This is a genomic window from Streptococcus sp. 27098_8_113 (assembly GCF_041432545.1).
Lineage (GTDB): Bacteria > Bacillota > Bacilli > Lactobacillales > Streptococcaceae > Streptococcus.
Genome location: NZ_JAPVZU010000006.1, coordinates 76,710 through 100,070 on the forward strand (window position 1 = coordinate 76,710; position 23,361 = coordinate 100,070).

Below are 23,361 nucleotides of genomic sequence, written 5' to 3' on the forward strand. Positions count from 1 at the left end.
TTTGTGATTATTCTTTGGTCAGATAGGATGATTCAAAGCGGGTCGGGGCTTGCAGCAGTAAGAACTAATAGTTAAGTATGGACTGGAAATCAATTTGGCACAAGGTAGATGATCTCTAAAGAACAAATAGGTGCTTGTTTGTATCTGGCGTGCTATGTTGCTAGCTGGAGGAGAATAAAAAGACGATGTCCGGTAGGGAATCGTCTTTTTGGGGAAAATCTGGTTTTTGAAAGAATTGTGGCTAGTTGGCGATGTGGAGTATTAGTCTTGGGGAATCGGTTATCTGGTTAGCTATCTTTTTTAGATTTGCTTTTGTGCCGTTTAATTTCCGCTTCAAAACTCTCTGACGGTGCTTCCACGTTGATGGTTTCTAGGGTGAATGGATGAGTCAATGTCAAGCGGTGGGCATGGAGCATGAGGCGACCTTGGGGTTGAGGATGGTAGAGGGGGTCACCGACGATAGGATGGCCGCGATGGGCGAGATGGACACGAATTTGGTGAGTCCGTCCTGTTTTCAATTGACATTTGACCAGAGTCGTATTTCCAAAGTCCTTGAGTCGGGTTACATGAGTTTCAGCGTAGAGGCCCTTTTTCGGATCAACGAGGCGTTTCCTTCGGTCATGGCGGTCGCGTCCGATTTTATCTTTATAAACGATAGTCTTGTTGGGAAATTTTCCTTGAGCAAGGGCCCAATATTCACGAGAGATTTCTTTGTTTTCCAAGAGGCGGTTGAGAATGGGGAGGACAAAGGGATTTTTGGCAAACAGGATGGCGCCACTGGTTTCTTTGTCCAGCCGGTGGACGACATAGCAGGTCTGTCCGACATAGCTTGACACATGATTGAGCAGAGCGACTTCTGTCGGCTCATTGCCGTGACTTTTCATGCCGTTTGGCTTGTTGACGATGATGAGATGCTCGTCTTGATAGAGCTCCTTGACCAGATGAGGTTGGCCAGGGGGGAGTTCTTTTTCTGGATAATCCTCTTTGTCAAAAGTTAGTTGAATGCTGTCGCCAGGCTTGACCAAAGTTTGCCAATGGATGGATTCTCCGTTGACTAAGACATGTTTCTTGGTTCGGAGAAAGTGACGAATTTTGCGAGGAATGAGCAGTTGGTCTTCTAGTAATTCTTTGACGGTCATCGGAGGCAGGCTTGCGGGGATGGTAATAGTAAATTTCATGTTTTCATTGTAGCAAAAACTAGCCCATTTGAAAATGCTTCGTTGGAAAGAGGAAAGCAGATCTGCTATTTCCTTAAAGAAAGCTAAAAGGAGTAGAAAGTAGCGGAGTCGTGCCTTGTGTCTGCATGGATAAGGTGATAAAATATGTTTTATGAAGAAATTAAATGATATATTTGAAAAATTAGTCAATATGTTTAAAACGGATCATCCTCAGAAGAAAGTTGCTGAGGAGCTGGAGGGCGAGACGCCTGAGCCTAGCTATAGCCGGTCTGGTAAGAATCGGAAGAAGCCCCTGTCTCAACATCCTTTCCGTCGCTTTTGGCGCAGGTTTCATCTGACCAAGATATTCTTGATTCTCGGCTTGACCTTTGGTCTGGTGGTCGGTGGCTATCTTTTTTATGTAGCTAAGACGACCAATGTCAAAGACTTGCAGAATGCTCTTAAAGCCACGACCTTGATCTATGATAAGGATGGAAATGAAGCGGGCAGCTTGTCTGGGCAAAAGGGAACTTATGTCGAATTAGATGCGATTAGTCAGGACTTACAGAACGCTGTTATTGCGACAGAAGACCGTTCTTTTTATAAGAATGGCGGGATTAACTACAGTCGCTTCTTTCTAGCCATTTTAACTGCGGGTCGCTCTGGCGGTGGCTCGACTATCACGCAGCAGTTGGCCAAAAATGCCTATCTTTCTCAGGATCAGACCATTGAGCGGAAGGCCAAGGAATTTTTCCTAGCTTTGGAAATTAACAAAAAATACAGCAAACAGGAAATCCTGACCATGTACCTCAATAACTCTTATTTTGGAAATGGCGTTTGGGGCGTGGAAGATGCCAGCAAGAAATATTTTGGTGTATCTGCCAGCCAGCTCAGTTTGGATCAATCAGCGGTTCTAGCTGGTATGCTCAAAGGACCAGAGCTATATAATCCCCTGTATTCGATTGAGAATGCGACCAACCGTCGTGACACCGTTCTTCAAAATATGGTGGCGGCAGGTTACATTGATCAGGCAACGGCGGATCAGGCTGCGACGGTTGGTATTGGAGGCCAGCTAGTCGATGCCTACGAAGGCAAATCAGAAGACTATCGCTACCCATCTTATTTTGATGCGGTTATCAATGAAGCGGTCAATGATTACGGTCTGACGGAAGAAGAAATCGTCAACAACGGCTATCGGATTTACACCGAATTGGACCAAAATTACCAAGCTAGCATGCAGGTTATTTATAGCAATGTCGATCTCTTCCCGCAGGCTGAAGACGGGACGCGGGCCGAGTCAGGAAGCGTAGCGCTAGATCCTAAGACGGGTGGTGTTCGGGCTTTGGTTGGCCGTGTCAACAGTGCTGATGGCTCTGCTTTTCGGACTTTCAACTACGCGACTCAGTCTGCTCGTAGTCCAGGCTCAACCATCAAGCCTTTGGTGGCCTACAGCCCAGCTATAGCAGCCGGCTGGTCAACGGATAAGGAGCTAGATAATAGTCGGACAGTTTTTGGTGACTATAAGGTTAATAACTATGGCAATATCCAAAGTTCACCGACGGTTCCAATGTATCAAGCCTTGGCTGAATCCCTCAATATTCCCGCGGTTTCAACAGTGGATGAATTAGGCGTGAGCAAGGCCTTTGAGTACGGCAAAAAGTTTGGTCTTAATATGGATAAGGTAGAACAGAATCTGGGTGTAGCTCTGGGAAGCGGCGTGACGACCAATCCACTTCAGATGGCTCAAGCCTACTCAGTCTTTGCGAATGATGGAGTTATGAATGATGCCCATCTTATCACCAAGATAGAAAATGCTAGTGGTCAGGTTGTCAAAACCCACCGGCAGACTTCTACCCGCGTTCTCAATCGCTCAACCACAGAAAAGATGACCAGTATGATGCTGGGAACTTTCTCAAACGGGACGGGAGTCTATGCAGCTCCGTATGGCTATACAATGGCTGGAAAGACAGGAACAACAGAGACTGACTTCAACCCTGATCTGTCAGGAGACCAGTGGGTCATCGGCTACACACCAGATGTGGTTATCAGCCAATGGCTGGGCTTCCCTAAGACGGATGAAACTCACTATCTGACTGGTACAAGTGCCAATGAAGCTTCGGCTATTTTCCGCAATGTCGCCAACACCATCTTGCCTTATACAGAAGGAACTTCCTTCTCGGGTGAGAAAAATGCTTATGCTGAAAATGGGATTTCCCCAGTCGATACCTACGGGACTGGTCAAACGAATACGACTAGCGAGAATAAAGACTTCCTGAAAGATGTCCAAGAGCGGGCACAAAACCTGGTAGATGATGCCAAGAAAGCTATTGATGAGTCTGGAATTACTGAGAAAGCCAAAAATCTATGGGATACCATTACTGGCTGGTTCCATTAATCGTCTAAACGGCTTGTCAAAGAAGTAGAAAACTGCTATAATAAGGGGAATGGAGGCGTCATGGCATTAAAAAAAGCGAGTCTAGCGTGTACAGTTTGTGGGTCACGAAACTACTCAATCAAACTTAGTAGCACTCCAAAACCTACGCGTCTAGAAGTGAATAAATATTGTAAACACTGCAGTAAATATACGCTGCATAAAGAAACCAGATAGGAGATAGTTGTGAAATTCATTAAAGATGTTTTCGTTTTGCTACGAGATACAACTTGGCCTACCCGTAAAGAAAGATGGACTGATTTCCTTTCCGTAATGGAATACACAGCATTCTTTGCTGTTGTCATCTATATTTTTGATAAGGTAGTTGCCAGCGGTCTCTTCCGCATAATCAACATGTTTTCATAAGAAAGATGAGGCTGGGACAAAAGTCCTAGCCTCTCAATTGTCTTTGTATTGTCGAGCAAGACGCAGTGGTTGAGTGGGCTCTACTACGCTGATTTCATCAGCTTTTACAGCCCTACTCAACTGTGCGGAGGTGGGACGACGAAATCGAATTCTAACGAATTACCGATTTCTGTCCCACTCTCATTTGTCTGTAAAATATTTATCAAAATGCTTTGTAATTTTAGATTTTATGGTATAATAAGGCTAGATATCAAGCAGAAGCCCTAGGCTTTTTTATTTAGGAAAGGACAAAACATGGACAGTTTTGATAAAGGCTGGTTTGTACTGCAAACCTACTCAGGCTATGAAAACAAGGTAAAGGAAAATCTCTTGCAACGTGCCCAGACCTATAATATGCTGGAAAATATCCTGCGCGTGGAAATTCCGACTCAGACCGTGCAAGTCGAGAAAAACGGCAAGAGCAAGGAAGTCGAAGAAAACCGCTTCCCAGGTTATGTATTGGTTGAGATGGTTATGACGGACGAAGCTTGGTTTGTCGTGCGGAATACGCCAAACGTAACTGGATTTGTGGGTTCACACGGAAACCGTTCGAAACCAACCCCGCTCTTGGAAGAAGAAATCCGCAGCATTCTGATTTCTATGGGACAAACGGTTCAAGAATTTGATTTGGATGTCAAAGTGGGCGATACAGTTCGCATCATTGACGGTGCCTTTGCTAACTATACTGGCAAAATCACGGAAATTGACAATAATAAGGTCAAGATGATTATCTCTATGTTTGGAAATGACACGGTTGCAGAAGTCAACCTGAGCCAAATTGCTGAATTATAATTTTTTGAATGCATAAAAAAGAGTCGGAAAGTATTTTCCGCTCTTTTTTGTTAGCAGCCCTGAGATTTTAGATAAAAGCTGGTCATTCTGGTCTCATTGAAATTCATTAAACTTGACCAATGATGTAAAAAAGACAAACAAAAAAGAGAGTGGGACAGAAATCGGTAATTCGTTAGAATTCGATTTCGTCGTCCCACATCCGCACAGTTGAGTAGGGTTGTAAAAGCTGATGAAATCAGCGTAGTAGAGCCTACTCAACCACTGCGTCTTGCTCGACAATCCAGAGACAATTGAGAGGCTAGGACTTTTGTCCCAGCCTCTTGGTTAGTATAAAGTCGGATTTAAACCGATAAAAAAGGCGGTAGACGGATTTGAACCGACGATCAAGCTTTTGCAGAGCCGTGCCTTACCACTTGGCTATACCGCCGCAACTCTTACTATTCTATCGTAAAACGGCCTATTCGTCAAGAGCCTGACCTGACTTAAGTGAGAATTTTTTGAAGGAATTTTAATAGATGAGCTGGATTAGGAAGAGAAAATACTGCTCAAAGACTTGTCAAAAGCTCGAAAATTTGATATGATAGTAGATGCCGTTTAAACGGCAGAAATACTCATTTTAGATGAATTGTGGAGCCGTTGCCGATTGGTAGCTCTGCGAGCTGAAATCTAAAAGAGGAAAAAAACAAAAAGGAGAATTTACTCATGGCAGTAATTTCAATGAAACAACTTCTTGAGGCTGGTGTTCACTTTGGTCACCAAACTCGTCGCTGGAACCCTAAGATGGCTAAGTACATCTTCACTGAGCGTAACGGTATCCACGTTATCGACCTTCAACAAACTGTAAAATACGCAGATCAAGCTTACGACTTCATGCGTGATGCAGCTGCAAACGATGCAGTTATCTTGTTTGTTGGTACTAAAAAGCAAGCTGCTGAAGCTGTAAAAGAAGAAGCAGAACGTGCTGGTCAATACTACATCAACCACCGTTGGTTGGGTGGAACTCTTACAAACTGGACAACTATCCAAAAACGTGTTGCTCGTTTGAAAGAAATCAAACGTATGGAAGAAGAAGGAATCTTCGAAGTTCTTCCTAAGAAAGAAGTAGCACTTTTGAACAAACAACGTGCTCGTCTTGAAAAATTCTTGGGTGGTATCGAAGATATGCCACGTATCCCAGATGTAATGTACATCGTTGACCCTCATAAAGAGCAAATCGCTGTTAAGGAAGCTAAGAAACTTGGTATTCCAGTAGTTGCGATGGTTGACACAAACACTGATCCAGACGATATCGATGTGATTATCCCTGCTAACGACGACGCTATCCGTGCCGTTAAATTGATCACTGCGAAAATGGCTGACGCTGTTATCGAAGGTCGTCAAGGTGAGGACGCTGTAGCGACTGTTGAAGCAGAATTTGCTGCAACTGAAACTCAAGCAGACTCAATCGAAGAAATCGTTGAAGTTGTAGAAGGCGACAACGCATAATTTTCATAAGTCAATTAACCTAAAGGGGCGGGGCTCAGCCCGGCCCCTTTATTTAAAAATAGTAAACATAGGAGAAGAAAAATGGCAGAAATTACAGCTAAGCTTGTAAAAGAATTGCGCGAAAAATCTGGTGCTGGTGTCATGGACGCTAAGAAAGCATTGGTTGAAACTGATGGTGACATCGAAAAAGCGATTGAATTGCTTCGCGAAAAAGGTATGGCAAAAGCAGCTAAGAAGGCTGACCGTGTTGCCGCTGAAGGTTTGACAGGCGTTTACGTGGATGGTAACGTTGCAGCTATCGTTGAAGTCAATGCTGAAACTGACTTTGTTGCGAAAAACGCTCAATTCGTTGAATTGGTAAATGCTACTGCAAAAGTTATCGCAGAAGGCAAGCCAGCGAACAACGAAGAAGCATTTGCATTGACAATGCCTTCAGGTGAAACTCTTGAAGCTGCATACGTATCTGCAACTGCGACTATCGGAGAAAAAATCTCATTCCGTCGTTTTGCTTTGGTTGAAAAGACTGATGCTCAACACTTTGGTGCTTACCAACATAACGGTGGCCGTATCGGTGTTGTTTCAGTGATTGACGGTGGCGATGACGCTCTTGCGAAACAAATTTCTATGCACATCGCTGCGATGAAACCAACTGTTCTTTCATACAAAGAATTGGATGAGCAATTTGTGAAAGATGAATTGGCACAATTGAACCACGCTATCGATCAAGACAATGAAAGCCGCGCTATGGTTGATAAGCCAGCACTTCCACACTTGAAATATGGTTCAAAAGCTCAGTTGACTGACGAAGTGATTGCACAAGCTGAAGCGGATATCAAAGCTGAATTGGCTGCTGAAGGCAAACCAGAAAAAATCTGGGATAAAATCATCCCAGGTAAAATGGATCGCTTCTTGCTTGACAACACTAAAGTTGACCAAGCTTACACACTTCTTGCGCAAGTTTACATCATGGATGATAGCAAGACAGTTGAAGCTTACCTTGAATCAGTGAATGCTTCAGTAGTTGAGTTTGTTCGCTTTGAAGTTGGTGAAGGTATTGAAAAAGCAGCTAACGACTTCGAATCAGAAGTTGCAGCAACAATGGCAGCTGCTCTTGGCCAAAACTAATCTAAGTTTATAACAAAAAAAGATTGAAAAGAAATTATTTCTTTTCAATCTTTTTTATTATGCTTGCCTGAATAGTTCTTCTTTTAAATTGAGAAGAATTGGCCTACGAGATAGGTGACAGCCATGGTCAAAAGTCCGATAGTGAGGTTACGGATCATGGCATTTTTAATGGGTGCCTGTCCCAATTTTGCACTAGTATAGCCGGTTCCCAAGAGGGAAAGAGCTACAACAAGGACGGTCGCTGGAATCCTATAGGCAGCCGGAAGCAGAACGATGGTCAGCATAGGGAAAATTGCACCTATGGCAAAGGCTAGAAAGCTGGATATGGCTGCGTGCCAAGGATTGGTGAACTCTTCGACCTCAATGCCGTACTTTTCCTCTACCAAGGCCTTGAGCGGATCCTGCAAGAAGGCGCGATTGGTCAAGAGTTGGGCAGAAGTCTCGCACTCACCATTTTGGACGTAGGAGGCGTAGAGGGACTGTCTGGCAATATCGGGATTCTTTTCCAAGAGTTCTCGCTCTCTAGCCACTGCAGCCTCCTCAGTGTCCTTCTGAGTGGAGACGGATACATACTCCCCGCCTGCCATAGAAAAGGCACCGGCAAAGACAGCAGCCAGACCAGATAGAAAGATAATCCAAACATCTTCCGTTGCACTGGCCACTCCGATGACCACCCCTGCGATAGAAATAATACCGTCGTTGGCCCCCAAAACTCCAGCCCGCAAAATATTCAGGCGTCCGCTAAAATTTTTGTCAATCTTATGTTCTTCCATTCTGAAACTTTTCTCTTTTCTTTTTATTTATAATGATTATAAATAAAAAGAATAATGAAGGCAAGTGAAAGTCGGAAAATGAGAAAAGTCCGACGATTTAAGGGAAAATTCTTATCAAAAAAGGAGCCGTTTTAAACGACTCCTTTCTTTGTAATCACGATAATGTTGTAGCCAACTGATTATTTCACCACAATATTAACCAGTTTATTTGGCACACTAATGACTTTCACGATTTCTTTACCAGCGATTTCAGACTTGATTTTCTCATCTGCCAGAGCGATTTCTTGCAGTTCCTCACGGCTCAGGTCTTTGGCTACGACTAGCTTAGCACGAACTTTACCCTTGATTTGAACTACGATTTCGACCTCTGCTTCGACCAGTTTGCTTTCGTCATAAGTTGGCCAAGTTACATAGGAAATGCTCTCACCAGTTTGAGCGACTGCCTGCCAGAGTTCTTCAGCCAAATGCGGTGCAAAAGGCGCCAGCAATTGAATAAAGCCTTTGGCATATTCGACATAGAGCTTTTCTTCCTTGTTGGCTGCATTGACAAAGATCATGAGCTGGGCAATGGCTGTGTTAAACTTGAGCTCCTCAATCTGCTCTGTGACAGACTTGACTGTTTCATTGTAGACCTTGTCCAATGCTCCGCTATTTTCAGTGACCAATTCCTTAGAGTTAAGGAGACGATAAACCCGATCCAGGAACTTGCGGCTGCCTTCTAACCCTTCCTCGCTCCAAGCGATGGATGCATCTAGCGGTCCCATGAACATTTCATAGACACGCAAGGTATCAGCGCCGTATTGCTCTACTACATCGTCTGGATTGACCACATTCTTCAGGGATTTAGACATCTTAGCAGGCGCTTGCTCTAGTTCTTCTCCCGTTTCGATATTGAAGAAAGAACCATCGCGTTTTTCCACCTTGTCTGTCGCTACTAGAGCACCGCGGTGGTCACGGTAGCTAGTCCCCAAGATCATTCCTTGGTTAAAGAGTTTTTGGAAAGGTTCTTTGGTCGGAACCACTCCAAGATCATAAAGGAATTTATGCCAGAAGCGAGCGTAGAGGAGGTGGAGCACGGCATGCTCCGCGCCACCGATGTAAATATCAACTGGCAGCCAAGCCTTGAGCAGCTCTTCGTCTGCTAATTTCTCATTGTTGTGCGGGTCAATGTAACGCAGGTAATACCAGCTAGAACCTGCCCATTGAGGCATGGTGTTTGTTTCACGACGACCTTTGACACCGTCTTCCCGAGTCACTTCCAGCCAGTCAGTCAGATTGGCCAGAGGGCTTTCACCAGTACCAGAAGGACGGATATCCTTGGTTACAGGCAGGACAAGCGGCAGTTCATTTTCAGGGACAGCTGTTGAGGTGCCATCTTCCCAATGAATGATTGGAATCGGCTCACCCCAGTAGCGTTGACGACTAAAGAGCCAGTCGCGCAGGCGATAGGTGACTTTTTCATTTCCGACCCCTTCTGCTTCCAGCCAAGAAACCATCTTATCAATCGCGGCAGCCTTGTCCAAGCCATCGAGGAAGCCAGAGTTAATATGCGGACCGTCTTCTGTATAAGCAGCTTCAGCAACATTGCCACCCTCTAGAACCGGAATAATCTCCAAGTTAAACTGCTTAGCAAACTCCCAGTCGCGCTCGTCATGCGCAGGAACAGCCATGATAGCTCCTGTTCCGTAGCTAGCAAGCACATAGTCGGCAATCCAGATTGGGATTTCCTTGCCATTGACAGGATTGATGGCATAAGCTCCTGTCCATACCCCGGTCTTCTCCTTAGCCAAATCAGTCCGAGCCAGGTCAGATTTGAGGCTGGCTGCATGTTTGTAGTCTGCAACTGCTTGGGCTTGTTCTGCACTTGTAATAGCGTCTACCAGTGCATGCTCTGGAGCCAAAACAGCATAGGTCGCACCAAAAAGGGTGTCCGGACGAGTCGTAAAGACGGTAAAGTCCTTGTCAGTGTCCTTAATCTTGAAGGTTACATTGGCACCGATTGACTTCCCGATCCAGTTGCGCTGCATATCCTTGATAGACTCTGGCCAGTCCAGCTCCTCCAAGTCATTGAGCAAACGTTCTGCATAGGCTGTGATTTTCAGCATCCACTGGCGCATAGGCTTGCGGACGACTGGATAGCCACCACGCTCAGATGTGCCATCTGGCAGAACTTCTTCGTTAGCGATAGCAGTTCCCAGCTCTTCCACCCAGTTTACTGGGACTTCAGCTTCATAAGCCAGGCCTTTTTCATAAAGCTTGGTGAAAATCCACTGGGTCCACTTGTAGTAGTTGGGGTCAGTTGTATTGACTTCCCGATCCCAGTCGTAAGAAAAACCAAGCGCATTGATTTGGCGTTTGAAGTTGGCAATGTTTTCTGCTGTAAAGTCAGCCGGGTCATTGCCTGTATCCATAGCGTACTGCTCGGCTGGCAGTCCAAAGGCATCCCAACCCATTGGGTGAAGGACATTGTAGCCTTGGGCGCGCTTGTAACGACTGAGGATATCCGTCGCTGTATAGCCTTCTGGGTGTCCTACGTGCAGACCAGCTCCTGATGGATAAGGGAACATATCCAGCGCATAAAAGTTAGGCTTCTCCTTGTCAGTACCTGTCTTGAATGTATGGTGCTCAGCCCAGTATTTCTGCCACTTGGGCTCGATTTCTTTGTGATTGTAAGTTGCCATAATCATTTACTCTCCAACGATCTTTTCTGTGTTCTAAACACGTTTCTATCTATTATACCATTTTCAAGGGATTTTGAAAGCAACCGACGAAAGAGAATGAAGAAAATCTTTGCGGATCGACCTTGAATTATTTTTAAAAACAGATAGAATGAAAGCAAGTTTAAAAAAGTGAGGTTGAGGATGACAAGAAAGATTTTATTTCAGATTATTGAGCCCCATCAAAAGGAAAATGCGATTGAAAAATCCTATGATGTGCTTATGTTCCTGACTATTATTGTCAGCCTGATCCCTCTGACCACCAAGAGTCACACAGGAATCTTCATGTGGTCGGATTTTGTGTCAACGATTATTTTTATTATTGACTACATTCTTCGGCTTCTAACGGCTGATTATAAATTGGGAAAGGGGAAGCTTTCTTTTTTCCTCTATCCTTTTACCTTTCTGGCGCTGGCTGATTTGCTCTGCATTTTGCCTTCCCTCTTTTTGTTGAATAATAGTTTGCGGCTCTTTAAGATTTTGCGCATGCTTCGGATCTTGCGCGTCTTCAAGTTTATTCGCTATTCTAAAAATATCCAAATATTGACCAATGTCTTAAAAAAGCAGAAGGAGAGTTTGATGATCGTGGGTCTTTTGGCTCTCGGCTATATCTTCATCTCTGCCCTTATCATTTTTAATGTCGAGCCCAGCACATTTCCTAATTTTTTTGACGCCCTCTACTGGGCAACCATCTCCCTGACGACGGTTGGTTATGGTGATATTTATGCAGTTTCAACGACTGGAAAAATTATTACCATGATTTCTTCCTTTTTAGGAATCGCCATTGTGGCTCTGCCTGCTGGTATCATCACAGCAGGCTATATGAAAGAAATCAAAGAACTATAAAAACCTGTTCGGGAAGGCTCTAATGCCCTTCCTGAGCAGGTTTTTTGATTGATTAATTATTATTGAAGTTGCTTACCAAATCACCACGCGCTCTTCTGGACTACGCCACATGCCGTCTCCCTCTTGGACATCAAAGGTCGTAAAGAAGTCGTCAAAGTTAGGCAGTTGGACATTGGTCCGAAGTTTAGCGGGCGCATGGACATCGACGCTGGCTAGAAGCTTCATGTACTCTTCGCGCCCCTTCATCCGCCAGATGCGGGCAAAGTTTGTGAAGAATTCCTCCGCAGAGAAATCGTCTTCTTTCTTGGCTGCTTCAAGAGCTGCTGCAATACCGCCCAAGTCCGCTACATTTTCTGAAACGGTCAGCTTACCATTGACCTTGGCACCGTAAGAATCTAGACCTTCAAACTGGTCGATGACTTTCTGAGTCCGCTCAGTAAAGGCTTGGTAGTCATGCTCCGTCCACCAGTTGTTGAGGCTGCCGTTTTCATCAAAGGAAGCGCCGTTGGTATCAAAGGCATGAGAAATCTCATGGGCAATAACCGCACCGATTCCGCCATAATTGGCTGAAGAGGACTGGTGCAGGTCATAGAATGGTGCCTGCAGGATAGCCGCTGGAAAGACAATCAGGTTTTTCTGAGGATTGTAGTAGGCATTGACCATATGGGCTGGCATTCCCCATTCTTTGTAATCCACTGGCTGGTTCCACTTGCTCCAACCATGCTTGATTTCCACTTGTCGAAGCTTCTGAGCATTTTCGAAGAGGCTGAGATTTTCATCCACAATCTTGTCTGCATAGCGCTCAGGCAGCTCCTCCGGGTAGCCGATATAAGGCTTGATGACATTGAGTTTGACAATGGCCTTGTCCCGAGTTTCTGGTGTCAGCCAGTCATTGCTGGCGAGGCGCTCCTTGTAGACTTGGATCATGTTGGCTACTTTTTGCTCCACATCGGCCTTGGCTTCAGGGGAGAATTTTTGTCCAGCATACCAGAGTCCGATGGCTTGATTGAAAGGCGCTTGAGCTAGGTAAAAGGCAGCTTTTTTCTTGTCTTGCGCCTGAGGTGTTCCAGATAGGGCGCGACGGTAAGCGCCTGCTAGGACACGGATTTCGTCAGTCAAGTAGGCTTCAGCTGACGCGATAGCGTTAAAGATAAGCACGGCCTTGAGCAGGGGCCAAGCCTCTTCGCAGTAGAATTGGTCGGCAGCCTGCCAGAAACGCTCCTCAGGTACGATAATCTGGTCAGGAATTTGCCCGATGAGTTGGGTGAAGATCGCATCTAAAGGTAGATTCGGTGCTAAGGCTTTGAAATCTTCCCACTTGTAAGGGTGGTAGAGCTTAGCATATTCTGAACTTTCCTCCCGTGACAGAACGACTTTGGCAATTCGAGCATCCAGTTCTAAAACTTTATCCAGCAAATCTTGGATTTCTTCTGCTGAAAATTCGAATTTTTGCAGCAAAGCTTCGGAAGATTCGCGCCATTTTTTCAAGAGTTTATCCTTTTGAGGATGCCCATCAGCATAGTAGGTTGTGTCTGGGAGAATAGTACCTGGTGCATCTGCCCAGAGGACATTGATACGGGCGTCCATAAAGTCAGGCGCTACGCCAAAAGGAAAGAAATTGGGCTTACCAGCCAGTTCAAACTCGGCAATCTTTGTGGTAAATTCGGCAAAGGAGTTGAGTGCTTGGTATTCCGCAATCAAAGGCAAAACAGGCTTGACGCCGAGTTCTTCCCGCTTGTCATAGTCAGCTGCTAAACGATGGTACTTGATAAAGTTTTGCAAAATAGCATCATCAGGAACTTCCTCACCCCGCAACCATTGATCGGTGGTGGAGAGCATCAGCTTTTCAATCTCATCTGATAAATCTGTGAAACCGCCGGTGACAGGCTTGTCATCTGGGATAACGGCCGTTTTGGCCCATTCACCATTAATAGCATCATAAAAATCATCTTGTAAACGTGTCATCTTGTTCTCACTTTCCTGCTTTTGATATAACCTTATCAAAATTAACTCCTTTTTTCAAATATTTCCTATATTGATTTTAAGGATTTTTTAAAAATTAACTTGACTTAATTTTCATTTTAATGTATATTAAAACAAAAGAGGTATAACAATGATTGAAATGAAAAATTTAAGTGTCAGTTATCAAGGACAGCTGGCCTTAGAACCAACTTCTTTAACAATAAAAGGACCAACTATCACAGGGATTATCGGACCAAACGGGGCTGGAAAGTCAACTCTCATAAAAGGGATGTTAGGAATTGTTGAGAGTGAGGGGCAGACCTTTCTAGACAGAAAACCCATGAAGCAAGAATTAAACAAGATTGCTTATGTAGAGCAGAAGATTCACATTGATTATCATTTCCCCATCAAGGTCAAGGAGTGTGTGTCTCTGGGTTTGTATCCTAAGATCAAGCTCTTTCAACGCCTCAAAGCGTCTGACTGGGAAAAGGTTGCTCGGGCTTTGAAAATCGTTGGTTTAGAAGAGTTTGCTGAGCGGCAGATTAGCCAGTTGTCTGGTGGGCAATTTCAACGGGTCTTGATTGCCCGTTGCTTGGTTCAGGAGGCGGACTATATTTTCCTAGATGAGCCTTTTGTTGGGATTGACTCGGTCAGCGAAGAGATTATTATGAAAACACTCCGTCAGCTAAGAAAAGCTGGGAAGACGATTTTGATTGTTCATCATGACTTGAGCAAGGTAGTCGCTTATTTTGATCAAGTCTTGCTGCTTAACAAGGAAGTCATTGCTTTCGGATCAACTGAGAGCACCTTCATCAAAGAAAATATGCAGAAGACCTACGGTTCTCAGCTCTTTATGAATGGAGGTGACTAGGATGATCCAGGAATTTATTCAAGGATTGCATGATTTTCATTTCCTGCAAAATGCGTTGATTACGGCCATTGTGATTGGGGTGGTGGCCGGTGCCGTTGGATGCTTTATCATTCTGCGGGGCATGTCACTCATGGGGGATGCCATTTCTCATGCGGTGCTGCCTGGCGTGGCCCTGTCTTACATTTTGGGGATTAATTTCTTCATCGGTGCCATTACCTTTGGCTTACTAGCTTCTATTATTATCACCTACATCAAGGGCAATTCCATTATCAAGAGTGACACAGCTATCGGGATTACTTTTTCTTCCTTCTTGGCTCTGGGGGTCATTTTGATTAGTGTTGCCAAGAGTTCGACCGATCTTTTCCATATTCTCTTTGGGAATATCTTGGCGGTGCAAGACCTTGATATGTGGATTAGTATCGGTGTGGGTATCTTGGTGCTGCTGGTCATTGCTATTTTCTTCAAGCAGCTTTTGCTGACGTCCTTTGACCCGCTCTTAGCCCAAGCTATGGGAATGAAGGTGAATTTTTACCACTATTTACTGATGATTCTCTTGACTCTGGTATCTGTCACAGCCATGCAAAGTGTCGGAACGATTCTGATTGTGGCCATGCTGATTACACCAGCTGCGACAGCCTATCTCTATGCCAAGAGTCTCAAGACCATGATTTTATTGTCATCTGCCTTGGGGGCTGGTGCATCTGTTTTAGGTCTCTTCATCGGTTATAGTTTTAATGTTGCAGCAGGTTCTAGTATCGTTCTAACCTCTGCCCTGATCTTTTTGGTTTCATTTTTTATCGCACCAAAACAGCGGTATTTAAAAAGAAAAGTAAAATAATATATTTATGGAGGATTTCCAATGAAAAAATGTCGTTTCTTAGTTCTGCTTTTGCTGGCTTTTGTCGGCCTAGCAGCCTGCTCTAGTCAAAAAAGCAGTACCGAGACTGGTTCTTCAAAATTGAATGTTGTTGCGACCAACTCGATTATTGCGGATATTACAAAGAATATCGCTGGCGATAAGATCAATTTGCACAGTATCGTACCTGTCGGCCAAGACCCACATGAATACGAGCCTCTGCCTGAAGATGTCAAAAAGACTTCCCAAGCGGATCTGATCTTCTACAATGGGATCAACTTGGAAACAGGCGGTAATGCTTGGTTCACAAAATTAGTAGAAAATGCTAAGAAGAAAGAAAACAAGGACTATTATGCTGTCAGCGAAGGTGTTGATGTCATTTACCTTGAAGGTCAAAATGAAAAGGGCAAGGAAGACCCGCATGCTTGGCTCAACTTGGAAAATGGGATCATCTATGCTCAAAACATTGCTAAGCGTTTGAGCGAAAAAGACCCAGCTAACAAAGAAACTTACGAGAAAAATCTTAAAGCTTATGTGGAAAAACTAAGCGCTTTGGACAAGGAAGCCAAAGAGAAATTCAACAACATTCCTGAAGAAAAGAAAATGATTGTAACCAGCGAAGGTTGCTTCAAGTACTTCTCTAAGGCCTACAATGTGCCATCAGCCTACATTTGGGAAATCAACACTGAAGAAGAAGGGACTCCAGACCAAATTAAAAGTTTGGTTGAAAAACTACGCAAGACCAAAGTGCCATCTCTCTTTGTCGAATCAAGTGTAGACGACCGTCCGATGAAGACCGTTTCTAAAGACACCAACATTCCGATCTACGCTAAAATCTTCACTGACTCAATCGCTGACAAAGGCGAAGAGGGTGATAGCTACTACAGCATGATGAAATACAACTTAGAAAAGATTGCAGAAGGTCTGTCTAAATAATAATAAGAGGTTGGGAAGATAAAACCCCAACCTTTTTATTTATGTAGAAGGAGCTTCACATGGAGTCGCTCTCAAATTTCCGGTCAAATTATTCGAAAAAAATCACTATTCGCAGTACAATGGAGCTATCAAACATGAATGGAGACTTCCTATGACAACTTTTCTCGGAAATCCCGTAACCTTTACGGGCCAACAACTGCAAGTCGGCGACACAGCCCACGATTTTAGCCTAACAGCTACTGACCTTTCAAAGAAAACTTTGGCTGATTTTGCTGGTAAAAAGAAAGTCCTAAGCATCGTACCGTCTATCGATACTGGTGTTTGTTCAACTCAGACCCGTCGTTTCAACCAAGAACTCTCTGACTTGGATAATACTGTTGTGATCACGGTTTCAGTTGACTTGCCTTTCGCTCAAGGCAAATGGTGTGCTGCTGAAGGCATCGAAAACGCCGTTATGCTATCTGACTACTTCGACCATTCTTTCGGTCGCGACTATGCTGTCCTCATCAATGAATGGCACCTATTGGCTCGTGCAGTCCTAGTTTTGGATGAAAATAACACTGTGACCTACGCTGAATATGTTGACAACATCAACACCGAGCCAGATTATGATGCAGCCATTGCGGCAGTCAAAAGTCTGTAAAGAAATATACTTTTCCAAAAAATGCACTCAATTCTTCCTAAGGGTTGAGTGTATTTTTGTCTTCTTGGCTAAAAATTTTGGAAAATACAAAAAGACAAACATCAATTTTGACGTTTGTCTACGATTTGAAAGAGCCATCTAGGCTTTTTTACTTATTCTGAAGTTAATTCTTTCTGGGCTTCTTTGCCTTGGTCCAGCAGGGCTTGGATAATCTTTTGATCACGCAGTTTGACAGAGTTGTTGATAGTTTCTGCGGATTGGATGACGGCCGCTTCTAGCAGAGCGCGTTTTTCCCGACCCTTATCAATAGCTTCGATAATGCCTTGATTTTGAGCAACGAGGCTTTCTGCTAGCTTAGTGACAGACTCAACAGCAATAGTAGGACTTTGGGAAATCCGTTCCAGCTGAGGAATGACTTCCTTGCTGGTCTCAGCGAGCATTTGCAGGGCAGCATTATTCGCATTAGAGATGGCGTCAGCTACCTGACCAGACTTCATCGATTGCTGGAGGATACCTAACTGGGCGATAGACAGTTTCATAGTTGGAATGGTATTTCGACGGAGCATTCCTAGCTTCTGGCGCATATCAGAGGAAACCTTGACCAGATTACGCATTTGAGGCGTTGTCGCCCAAGCCACATAGAGACGGCTGACATATTCAGTGTGTTGCTGCTCTAAGGTATTGACCACCTCTGTCATTCGGGCTAATTCTTGCGATTTGACTTGGTAGTCAACAGTTGTCATATTTAACTGAGCGACTTCAGCCTGAAGTTTGAGCGCTCGATTGCCAGCTTCTCGCTGAGCAGCTTCGATAAAGGAAATAACTCCAACTAGGTTTTCAATCGATTTGGTATTGTCCTCAATCAGCATTTCAGCAGAAACGATGTTACGAGCTAGAATATCTTCTTGTTTGACGACGGTTGCAGCCATGCCATCCATTTTCTGCTCAATATTTTGTGAGTCAAAATAGAATTCTTGAAGCGTGTTTTTGCTCTGTTTGAAGAGTTTTTCCAGGAAATTAGGCTTCTTGTCCAGTTCCGCAACTTGAGCGTCCTTGTATTTTGCGACAAAGCCATTGAGTTCTTTGTTAGTGTTTTTTAAGAGCTCATCTACCTGAGGAATTTGTAATTTTTTCTGCTCGGCTAAGATACGATTGACGGTGCTGTTGACTTCTTCGACCGCAGATTGGCCAAAGTCCAGCAAGGCATTTTGGTCCGATACGAAATTATCCACAAGCTGAGGGGTTTTAGCAGTAATCGCACTCTGTTGCTCAGGAGTCAGCTTTTCTAGAAAAGTGAGCTGGCCATTTTCTTGAGTCGTGTTGGCTTCGATGATTTCTGTTGTTTTGTCGCTTTTGCTGATGGCATTGTTGGCAATTTTATCAATGTCAAAATTAAATTCTTGGCTCATAGTTTCTCCTTTGGTTTATCTAGCTTAAAAGCTGGTGTCTGTTTGCTTTTCTTTGTCTAAGATACGCAGGCTAATGTCAAAGTCCCTCAAATCAGCTTCATTTAACTGGCGCAGCGCCTCGTCTAGGTCCAAGTCAAACTGCTCGATAGCTGCTTTGGCTTTGGCTAGCCGCTCCTCGGCATTATAAAAATCTTTGGGAGAGGCTTTGATTTTGAGGTAGCCTTCTAAAATATCTTCGTAGTGCTCCATCTGGGACTGATGGATGGCAGTCAGTTCTTCCTTGTTATTGCTTTCGGATTGAGAGATTTTTTGAAGAATGGCCTCGTGGTCAATCTGAATATTGCGAACTGTAGCGACTAATTCTGGGGCTAGTTCTTCTAGACTCGTTTTCTTTGGCTGCGCTTCCTTTTGCCTTTTCTCTCGTTCAATCTTTTGCAGTTGTTTATCAATTTCCTCGGTTACAGTAGTAATTTTAGTCTGAATGCGCTGGTAGACAGATGCAGGAATTTCATCTCGCAATTCCTTAGCAACGTTTTTGATATAGGTGAGTTGGGGAAGAATTTGCAGGGCCAAATCTTGGTAGTCTTCCTTCTTGCCGTATTCTTGGTAGCTTTCTAATTCTTTAATACGGCGGTCAGCCTGACCAATCTCTGCTTTTAAATCTTCAATACGGCCAATGCTAGCTTGTTTAGCTTCAATACGAACTCTTTTCTGCTTTTGGTAGCGATAGATTCCGTAGCCAATACCTCCCAAAATAGCAATGGGGATCAGATAGCTGGCTACCACTCCAGAACCAAATATAATTGCAAGTATCCAAATCCAGCTAAACCATTCCGGCTGCTGGTTAGAATTATTCTTTCTTCTCGACATGAACCTTTCTCTTTCTTCTCAATATGATATCTCTATTTTAACATAAAAGCTGGTTTTTGAAGGAGAAAGATTGATATATTCAATCGCACTTTTAGATTTGATGAGAATATTTGCCTCATCAAGAAAGAGTCCTCTTTCCTTTCTCGAAAACAAGTGTGAGAGTTCTTTTTTATCACAAGTGGGCAAGCAAAAATCGCAAGGAATCCCCTGCGATTCTTGTTTTATCAGTCCATTTCTGGGAAAAGTTTGGCCAGTATTTTCGGGGTGATGCTTTGTCCCGGCCCCTCAGCGCAATAGGTGTGCATATACATAGAGGGATTGAAGTTAAGCTCGATGCAGGTACAGTTGGGATTTTCCTTGGTGGAAATAGCATAGCTGTCAGGGATGATGAGGTCAACGCCACAAGCCCAAGCTCCCATAGCACGTGCCATGTCCGCAGCCAGTTTCTTATAAGACGGGTGCATGCTGTCTGTGACATCAATCGAGTCTCCTCCAGTAGAAATATTGGAATTGCGCCGCAAGTCAACCTTGACTCTATCAGGAAGGATATCATCTGGTCCATAGCCTTGCTGGTCCAGCATGAGCAACTCAATGTCTCCCAGTTCAATGATTTCGAGCGGTGAACGATGATCTCGGCCCCGCAGCGGATTATCATTTTTGATGGCAACCAATTCTCTTACGGTGTGTTGACCGTCTCCGACCACATTAGCTGCTACTCGCAAGAGGACTGCCTCACACTGACCGTCTAAGACAAAGAAGCGATACTCCGTTCCAGCGATAAATTCCTCCACCAAGACGGCGGCGTCTTCTGAAAAAGCAATCTCCAAAGCTTTGCGGTAGGCTTCCAGACTAGCTGGTTCTTGGAAGATAGAGATGCCCAGTCCAAAGTTGGTTGACTTGGGTTTGACGACAATTTGTCGATCTTTAATCAAAGGGTAGTAGGCCAGACCATCTTCGAGAGAAGAAAACTCTGCCCCAGCCGGAACAGGAAAATCAGCTGCTGCCAAAATCTTTTTGGTGACTGTTTTATTGGCCATGGCCAGAGGGATGACATAGTTATCCTTAGAGGTCATGTTTCCGTTTTTGACATACTCCACATGCTGACCATGCCAAAGCTTGAGAAATTGGTCATTTTCATCTAGGATTTCGAGATGGAGGCCTTTCTGGAGAGCGTCAAACATAAGCATTTGAGTGGACAGCTCCATCTTTTCGTAGCCCTTGAGGGCGTAGGGTGCAGTCCAGGCGTAATCTCGATATTCCCGTGCTTTTGCAAGTCCAAAAGCTGAGATGGAGTCCTTCTCAATATGAGGCAGTAATTTCCCCGCCAGAGTCAGTTTAGGGTCAGCCAGCGTAGCTTTGACTTGCGCTAGTAATTGACGGTAGGCGTCAGGGAGATTGAAATGCTGAATCACATTTTCCATAGCTTGGAGAATAGCAGAGCTGTCAGCCTCTGCAGGTAGAGGCGTCAAGGGGTGAGCCAGAGCAACGGCATCGTTGAGAGCATGAGCCGCTTTTAGCTGTGTATCGCTATCTGTCACATCATCCAGCCACAATAGAGCCAAGAGAAAGAGGTGGACTGTGTCCAAGGTTCTTTGACTGATGCCCAAAACGTCGAAAGGATTAAGGTCGAAACAGCGCAGTTCTAAGTAAGTAATGCCTTGTTCCAGATAATCTCGATTTCGTTTTTGACCGCGAAAGCGCACAGGCGAGTAAAATTCCTTTTCTGCACTTAGGTCGCCAGACCCGACATAGGCCTCGATGTTCGAGACATAGCTTTCCAGCGAGCGAAATGATACATGGATATGCTCGTCATTGACGTAGCCGTGATGGCTATTGCGTAGTGAGCGGACAGGAGCCTCAACTGGCTCATCGTAAAAGCCAGCTTCTGCCAGTGGAGCTGCACCATAAAGATAGGTCAAGAACCAGCGGAAACGGAGGAAATTGCGAGCTAATTTGAGATAGAGAGCATTTTTAAAATCCTTGAAGGAAGAAAAGTCGCTAGCCTCAAAGAGAGCCGCCATCAAATCTTTTCCTAACTCGATATTGTAATGAATGCCGGAAATGGTCTGGAGCCGTTTGCCATATTTTTCTGCTAAACCTTGACGATAATGGAGTTCGTAGGTATTTTCGAGGTGGGCAATTTCAATCTCGTCTTCTCGGAGTTGGGGAGGCATGGACAAGGGCCACATGAGTTCATCTTGGGGAATGGAGCGTCCAGCTACATCGGTGATGGCACCCAGTAGGCGACGGGCTTCCTGAGTTGAAGAGGCGATGGGCGTAATCAATTCTAGCTGTTGCTCGCTAAAATCCGTCTGGATATAGGGATGAAAACTCCGAGAACCCAGAGAGCTGGGATGGGGAGTTGATGCCAGTGTCCCAGCCTCTGTCACGCGTAGGGATTCTCTCTCCAGTCCAAAAGTCGCCTGTAAGATCGGGCTGGCAGGGTCTAGCTTTTCGAGTAAACGATCAATAGTCATCATGTTTTTCCGTCCTTAGTATAGTACTTTCAGTCTATTATAAAAAAGGCCAGAAAACAACTATTCACTACGTTTTTAATGAATTCCCGAACTTTTATCGCCATTTGTTAGATATATTTCGTGAAAATAGAAAATTTTAAAAAGAATTATTCGCTTTCAAAAGTGAAAATCCAAATTTAAAAGACACCTGACCTTGAAAAAAATTCAAAATTTTCTTATAATAAGGTGTAAGATACGTTTGCAGGTGAAACTCCTGCCTTGTAGATTAAGAAAGGAAGAGCTCTTGTAGCTCAGACGAAATTATGACATCAGTTGTTGTTGTAGGAACCCAATGGGGAGATGAAGGAAAAGGGAAAATTACGGATTTCCTTTCGGCCAATGCTGAAGTGATTGCCCGCTACCAAGGTGGTGACAATGCTGGACATACGATTGTGATTGACGGGAAAAAATATAAATTGCACTTGATTCCGTCAGGAATTTTCTTCCCAGAAAAGATCTCAGTGATCGGAAATGGGATGGTGGTCAATCCTAAATCTCTGGTCAAGGAGTTGGCTTATCTGCACCAAGAAGGTGTTACCACAGATAATTTACGCATTTCAGATCGTGCCCATGTCATCCTGCCTTACCATATCGAGCTGGATCGCCTGCAAGAGGAAGCTAAAGGCGACAATAAGATTGGTACCACGATCAAGGGAATCGGTCCTGCCTACATGGACAAGGCTGCGCGTGTTGGTATCCGTATCGCTGACCTTTTGGATAAAGATATTTTCAGAGAGCGCTTGGAGCGTAATCTAGCTGAGAAAAACCGCCTCTTTGAGAAATTGTATGATAGCCAAGCCATGAGCATTGACGATATTTTTGAAGAATACTATGAATACGGTCAGCAAATCAAGCAGTATGTGACTGACACATCTGTCATCCTCAATGACGCTCTGGATCAAGGCAAGCGTGTCCTCTTTGAAGGGGCACAAGGTGTCATGCTGGATATTGACCAAGGTACCTATCCATTTGTAACCTCGTCTAATCCAGTTGCCGGTGGGGTGACGATTGGTTCAGGTGTTGGTCCAAGCAAGATTGACAAGGTAGTTGGTGTCTGCAAGGCCTATACGAGCCGTGTCGGTGATGGACCATTCCCAACTGAATTGTTTGATGAAGTGGGCGACCGTATCCGCGAAGTGGGCCATGAATACGGTACAACGACGGGTCGTCCGCGTCGTGTGGGCTGGTTTGATTCCGTTGTGATGCGTCACAGCCGCCGCGTATCAGGAATTACCAACCTTTCTCTCAACTCCATTGACGTTTTAAGTGGTCTAGATACAGTCAAAATCTGTGTGGCCTATGACTTGGATGGGGAGCGAATCGACCATTATCCAGCAAGTCTGGAGCAGCTCAAGCGCTGCAAGCCAATCTATGAAGAATTGCCAGGTTGGTCAGAAGACATCACTGGTGTCCGCAGTCTAGAAGACCTCCCAGAAAATGCCCGCAATTATGTTCGCCGTGTCAGCGAACTGGTTGGAGTCCGCATTTCGACCTTCTCAGTCGGACCAGGTCGCGAGCAAACCAATATCTTGGAAAGTGTTTGGTCAAGTTTATAAGCAAGTGAAGA

19 protein-coding genes and 1 tRNA gene are annotated in these 23,361 nt (G+C 44.5%); 12 read left to right on the forward strand and 8 right to left on the reverse strand.

What is annotated here, in order from left to right; genetic code table 11:
* Positions 1–287 precede the first annotated feature (287 nt).
* Positions 288–1,178 (reverse strand): RluA family pseudouridine synthase, encoded by an 891-nt coding sequence (locus O3644_RS05075; protein WP_048766293.1) that lies wholly within the window; start codon positions 1,176–1,178, stop codon positions 288–290.
* Between the two features lie 151 nt (positions 1,179–1,329).
* Here O3644_RS05075 and pbp2a point away from each other — a divergent pair, with 151 nt between their 5' ends.
* The 4 genes from pbp2a to nusG all read left to right on the forward strand — a co-directional run bounded on the left by pbp2a (position 1,330) and on the right by nusG (position 4,785).
* Positions 1,330–3,552: a penicillin-binding protein PBP2A gene (pbp2a, locus tag O3644_RS05080; protein ID WP_048766295.1), complete on the forward strand. Its 2,223-nt coding sequence runs from the start codon at positions 1,330–1,332 to the stop codon at positions 3,550–3,552.
* 60 nt (positions 3,553–3,612) lie between these two features.
* Positions 3,613–3,765 carry a 50S ribosomal protein L33 gene (gene rpmG / locus O3644_RS05085; protein WP_015605910.1) on the forward strand — a complete coding sequence of 51 codons (153 nt, stop codon included), beginning with the start codon at positions 3,613–3,615 and terminating at the stop codon, positions 3,763–3,765.
* A 9-nt stretch (positions 3,766–3,774) separates the two neighbouring features.
* A complete protein-coding gene (gene secE / locus O3644_RS05090; protein WP_005592084.1) occupies positions 3,775–3,954 on the forward strand; it encodes a preprotein translocase subunit SecE in 180 nt (59 codons plus the stop codon).
* Between the two features lie 294 nt (positions 3,955–4,248).
* The gene (gene nusG, locus O3644_RS05095; RefSeq protein ID WP_005591544.1) at positions 4,249–4,785 is read left to right on the forward strand and encodes a transcription termination/antitermination protein NusG; all 537 of its coding nucleotides are present in this window, start codon (positions 4,249–4,251) and stop codon (positions 4,783–4,785) included.
* Between the two features lie 356 nt (positions 4,786–5,141).
* Here the strand turns inward: nusG and O3644_RS05100 are convergent.
* A tRNA-Cys gene (locus tag O3644_RS05100) sits at positions 5,142–5,212 on the reverse strand.
* Positions 5,213–5,487: 275 nt separating this feature from the next.
* On the opposite strand from O3644_RS05100, the gene rpsB reads away from it, so the two are divergent.
* Together rpsB and tsf are read left to right on the forward strand one after the other, a co-directional pair.
* Positions 5,488–6,270 carry a 30S ribosomal protein S2 gene (gene rpsB / locus O3644_RS05105; protein ID WP_015605907.1) on the forward strand — a complete coding sequence of 261 codons (783 nt, stop codon included), beginning with the start codon at positions 5,488–5,490 and terminating at the stop codon, positions 6,268–6,270.
* Between the two features lie 81 nt (positions 6,271–6,351).
* Positions 6,352–7,395 carry a translation elongation factor Ts gene (gene tsf, locus O3644_RS05110; RefSeq protein WP_005591546.1) on the forward strand — a complete coding sequence of 348 codons (1,044 nt, stop codon included), beginning with the start codon at positions 6,352–6,354 and terminating at the stop codon, positions 7,393–7,395.
* An 83-nt stretch (positions 7,396–7,478) separates the two neighbouring features.
* Here tsf and O3644_RS05115 read toward each other — a convergent pair whose 3' ends face one another.
* Positions 7,479–8,168 (reverse strand): VIT family protein, encoded by a 690-nt coding sequence (locus O3644_RS05115; RefSeq protein ID WP_045500318.1) that lies wholly within the window; start codon positions 8,166–8,168, stop codon positions 7,479–7,481.
* A 179-nt stretch (positions 8,169–8,347) separates the two neighbouring features.
* Complete coding sequence (leuS, locus tag O3644_RS05120) at positions 8,348–10,849, reverse strand: leucine--tRNA ligase (RefSeq protein ID WP_048766170.1); 2,502 nt, start codon at positions 10,847–10,849, stop codon at positions 8,348–8,350.
* 180 nt (positions 10,850–11,029) lie between these two features.
* Here leuS and O3644_RS05125 point away from each other — a divergent pair, with 180 nt between their 5' ends.
* Positions 11,030–11,731 carry an ion transporter gene (locus O3644_RS05125; RefSeq protein WP_048766028.1) on the forward strand — a complete coding sequence of 234 codons (702 nt, stop codon included), beginning with the start codon at positions 11,030–11,032 and terminating at the stop codon, positions 11,729–11,731.
* Between the two features lie 72 nt (positions 11,732–11,803).
* Here O3644_RS05125 and O3644_RS05130 read toward each other — a convergent pair whose 3' ends face one another.
* Entirely contained in the window at positions 11,804–13,696 is a 1,893-nt protein-coding gene (locus O3644_RS05130) for a M13 family metallopeptidase (protein WP_048766030.1), read from the reverse strand.
* A gap of 148 nt (positions 13,697–13,844) precedes the next feature.
* Between O3644_RS05130 and O3644_RS05135 the strand changes: the two genes are divergently transcribed.
* The 4 genes from O3644_RS05135 (at position 13,845) to tpx (ending at position 16,999) form a co-directional block, all read left to right on the forward strand.
* Positions 13,845–14,564, forward strand: coding sequence for a metal ABC transporter ATP-binding protein (locus tag O3644_RS05135; RefSeq protein WP_371595220.1), 720 nt, complete (start codon positions 13,845–13,847; stop codon positions 14,562–14,564).
* Between the two features lies 1 nt (position 14,565).
* Entirely contained in the window at positions 14,566–15,402 is an 837-nt protein-coding gene (locus O3644_RS05140; RefSeq protein WP_371595221.1) for a metal ABC transporter permease subunit, read from the forward strand.
* A gap of 21 nt (positions 15,403–15,423) precedes the next feature.
* Complete coding sequence (scbA, locus tag O3644_RS05145; protein WP_371595222.1) at positions 15,424–16,356, forward strand: metal ABC transporter substrate-binding lipoprotein/adhesin ScbA; 933 nt, start codon at positions 15,424–15,426, stop codon at positions 16,354–16,356.
* 151 nt (positions 16,357–16,507) lie between these two features.
* A complete protein-coding gene (gene tpx, locus O3644_RS05150) occupies positions 16,508–16,999 on the forward strand; it encodes a thiol peroxidase (RefSeq protein WP_048766040.1) in 492 nt (163 codons plus the stop codon).
* Positions 17,000–17,151: 152 nt separating this feature from the next.
* Here the strand turns inward: tpx and O3644_RS05155 are convergent, their stop codons facing one another.
* From O3644_RS05155 to gshAB, 3 genes are all read right to left on the reverse strand, one after another.
* Entirely contained in the window at positions 17,152–18,408 is a 1,257-nt protein-coding gene (locus O3644_RS05155; RefSeq protein WP_371595223.1) for a toxic anion resistance protein, read from the reverse strand.
* Between the two features lie 24 nt (positions 18,409–18,432).
* Entirely contained in the window at positions 18,433–19,278 is an 846-nt protein-coding gene (locus O3644_RS05160; RefSeq protein WP_371595224.1) for a hypothetical protein, read from the reverse strand.
* Between the two features lie 224 nt (positions 19,279–19,502).
* Positions 19,503–21,755, reverse strand: a complete 2,253-nt coding sequence (gene gshAB, locus O3644_RS05165; RefSeq protein WP_371595228.1) for a bifunctional glutamate--cysteine ligase GshA/glutathione synthetase GshB — start codon at positions 21,753–21,755, stop codon at positions 19,503–19,505.
* Between the two features lie 302 nt (positions 21,756–22,057).
* Here gshAB and O3644_RS05170 point away from each other — a divergent pair, with 302 nt between their 5' ends.
* Entirely contained in the window at positions 22,058–23,350 is a 1,293-nt protein-coding gene (locus tag O3644_RS05170; protein WP_247950986.1) for an adenylosuccinate synthase, read from the forward strand.
* Positions 23,351–23,361: the final 11 nt, after the last annotated feature.

Coding starts and splice junctions, on each gene's coding strand:
- O3644_RS05130 (WP_048766030.1), bottom strand. CDS start 13,696: ATGACACGTTTACAAGATGATTTTTATGATGCTATTAATGGTGAATGG.
- leuS (WP_048766170.1), bottom strand. CDS start 10,849: ATGGCAACTTACAATCACAAAGAAATCGAGCCCAAGTGGCAGAAATAC.
- nusG (WP_005591544.1), top strand. CDS start 4,249: ATGGACAGTTTTGATAAAGGCTGGTTTGTACTGCAAACCTACTCAGGC.
- O3644_RS05140 (WP_371595221.1), top strand. CDS start 14,566: ATGATCCAGGAATTTATTCAAGGATTGCATGATTTTCATTTCCTGCAA.
- rpmG (WP_015605910.1), top strand. CDS start 3,613: ATGGCATTAAAAAAAGCGAGTCTAGCGTGTACAGTTTGTGGGTCACGA.
- O3644_RS05115 (WP_045500318.1), bottom strand. CDS start 8,168: ATGGAAGAACATAAGATTGACAAAAATTTTAGCGGACGCCTGAATATT.
- pbp2a (WP_048766295.1), top strand. CDS start 1,330: ATGAAGAAATTAAATGATATATTTGAAAAATTAGTCAATATGTTTAAA.
- tpx (WP_048766040.1), top strand. CDS start 16,508: ATGACAACTTTTCTCGGAAATCCCGTAACCTTTACGGGCCAACAACTG.
- O3644_RS05075 (WP_048766293.1), bottom strand. CDS start 1,178: ATGAAATTTACTATTACCATCCCCGCAAGCCTGCCTCCGATGACCGTC.
- tsf (WP_005591546.1), top strand. CDS start 6,352: ATGGCAGAAATTACAGCTAAGCTTGTAAAAGAATTGCGCGAAAAATCT.
- O3644_RS05125 (WP_048766028.1), top strand. CDS start 11,030: ATGACAAGAAAGATTTTATTTCAGATTATTGAGCCCCATCAAAAGGAA.
- O3644_RS05160 (WP_371595224.1), bottom strand. CDS start 19,278: ATGTCGAGAAGAAAGAATAATTCTAACCAGCAGCCGGAATGGTTTAGC.
- O3644_RS05135 (WP_371595220.1), top strand. CDS start 13,845: ATGATTGAAATGAAAAATTTAAGTGTCAGTTATCAAGGACAGCTGGCC.
- scbA (WP_371595222.1), top strand. CDS start 15,424: ATGAAAAAATGTCGTTTCTTAGTTCTGCTTTTGCTGGCTTTTGTCGGC.
- O3644_RS05155 (WP_371595223.1), bottom strand. CDS start 18,408: ATGAGCCAAGAATTTAATTTTGACATTGATAAAATTGCCAACAATGCC.
- O3644_RS05170 (WP_247950986.1), top strand. CDS start 22,058: ATGACATCAGTTGTTGTTGTAGGAACCCAATGGGGAGATGAAGGAAAA.
- gshAB (WP_371595228.1), bottom strand. CDS start 21,755: ATGACTATTGATCGTTTACTCGAAAAGCTAGACCCTGCCAGCCCGATC.
- rpsB (WP_015605907.1), top strand. CDS start 5,488: ATGGCAGTAATTTCAATGAAACAACTTCTTGAGGCTGGTGTTCACTTT.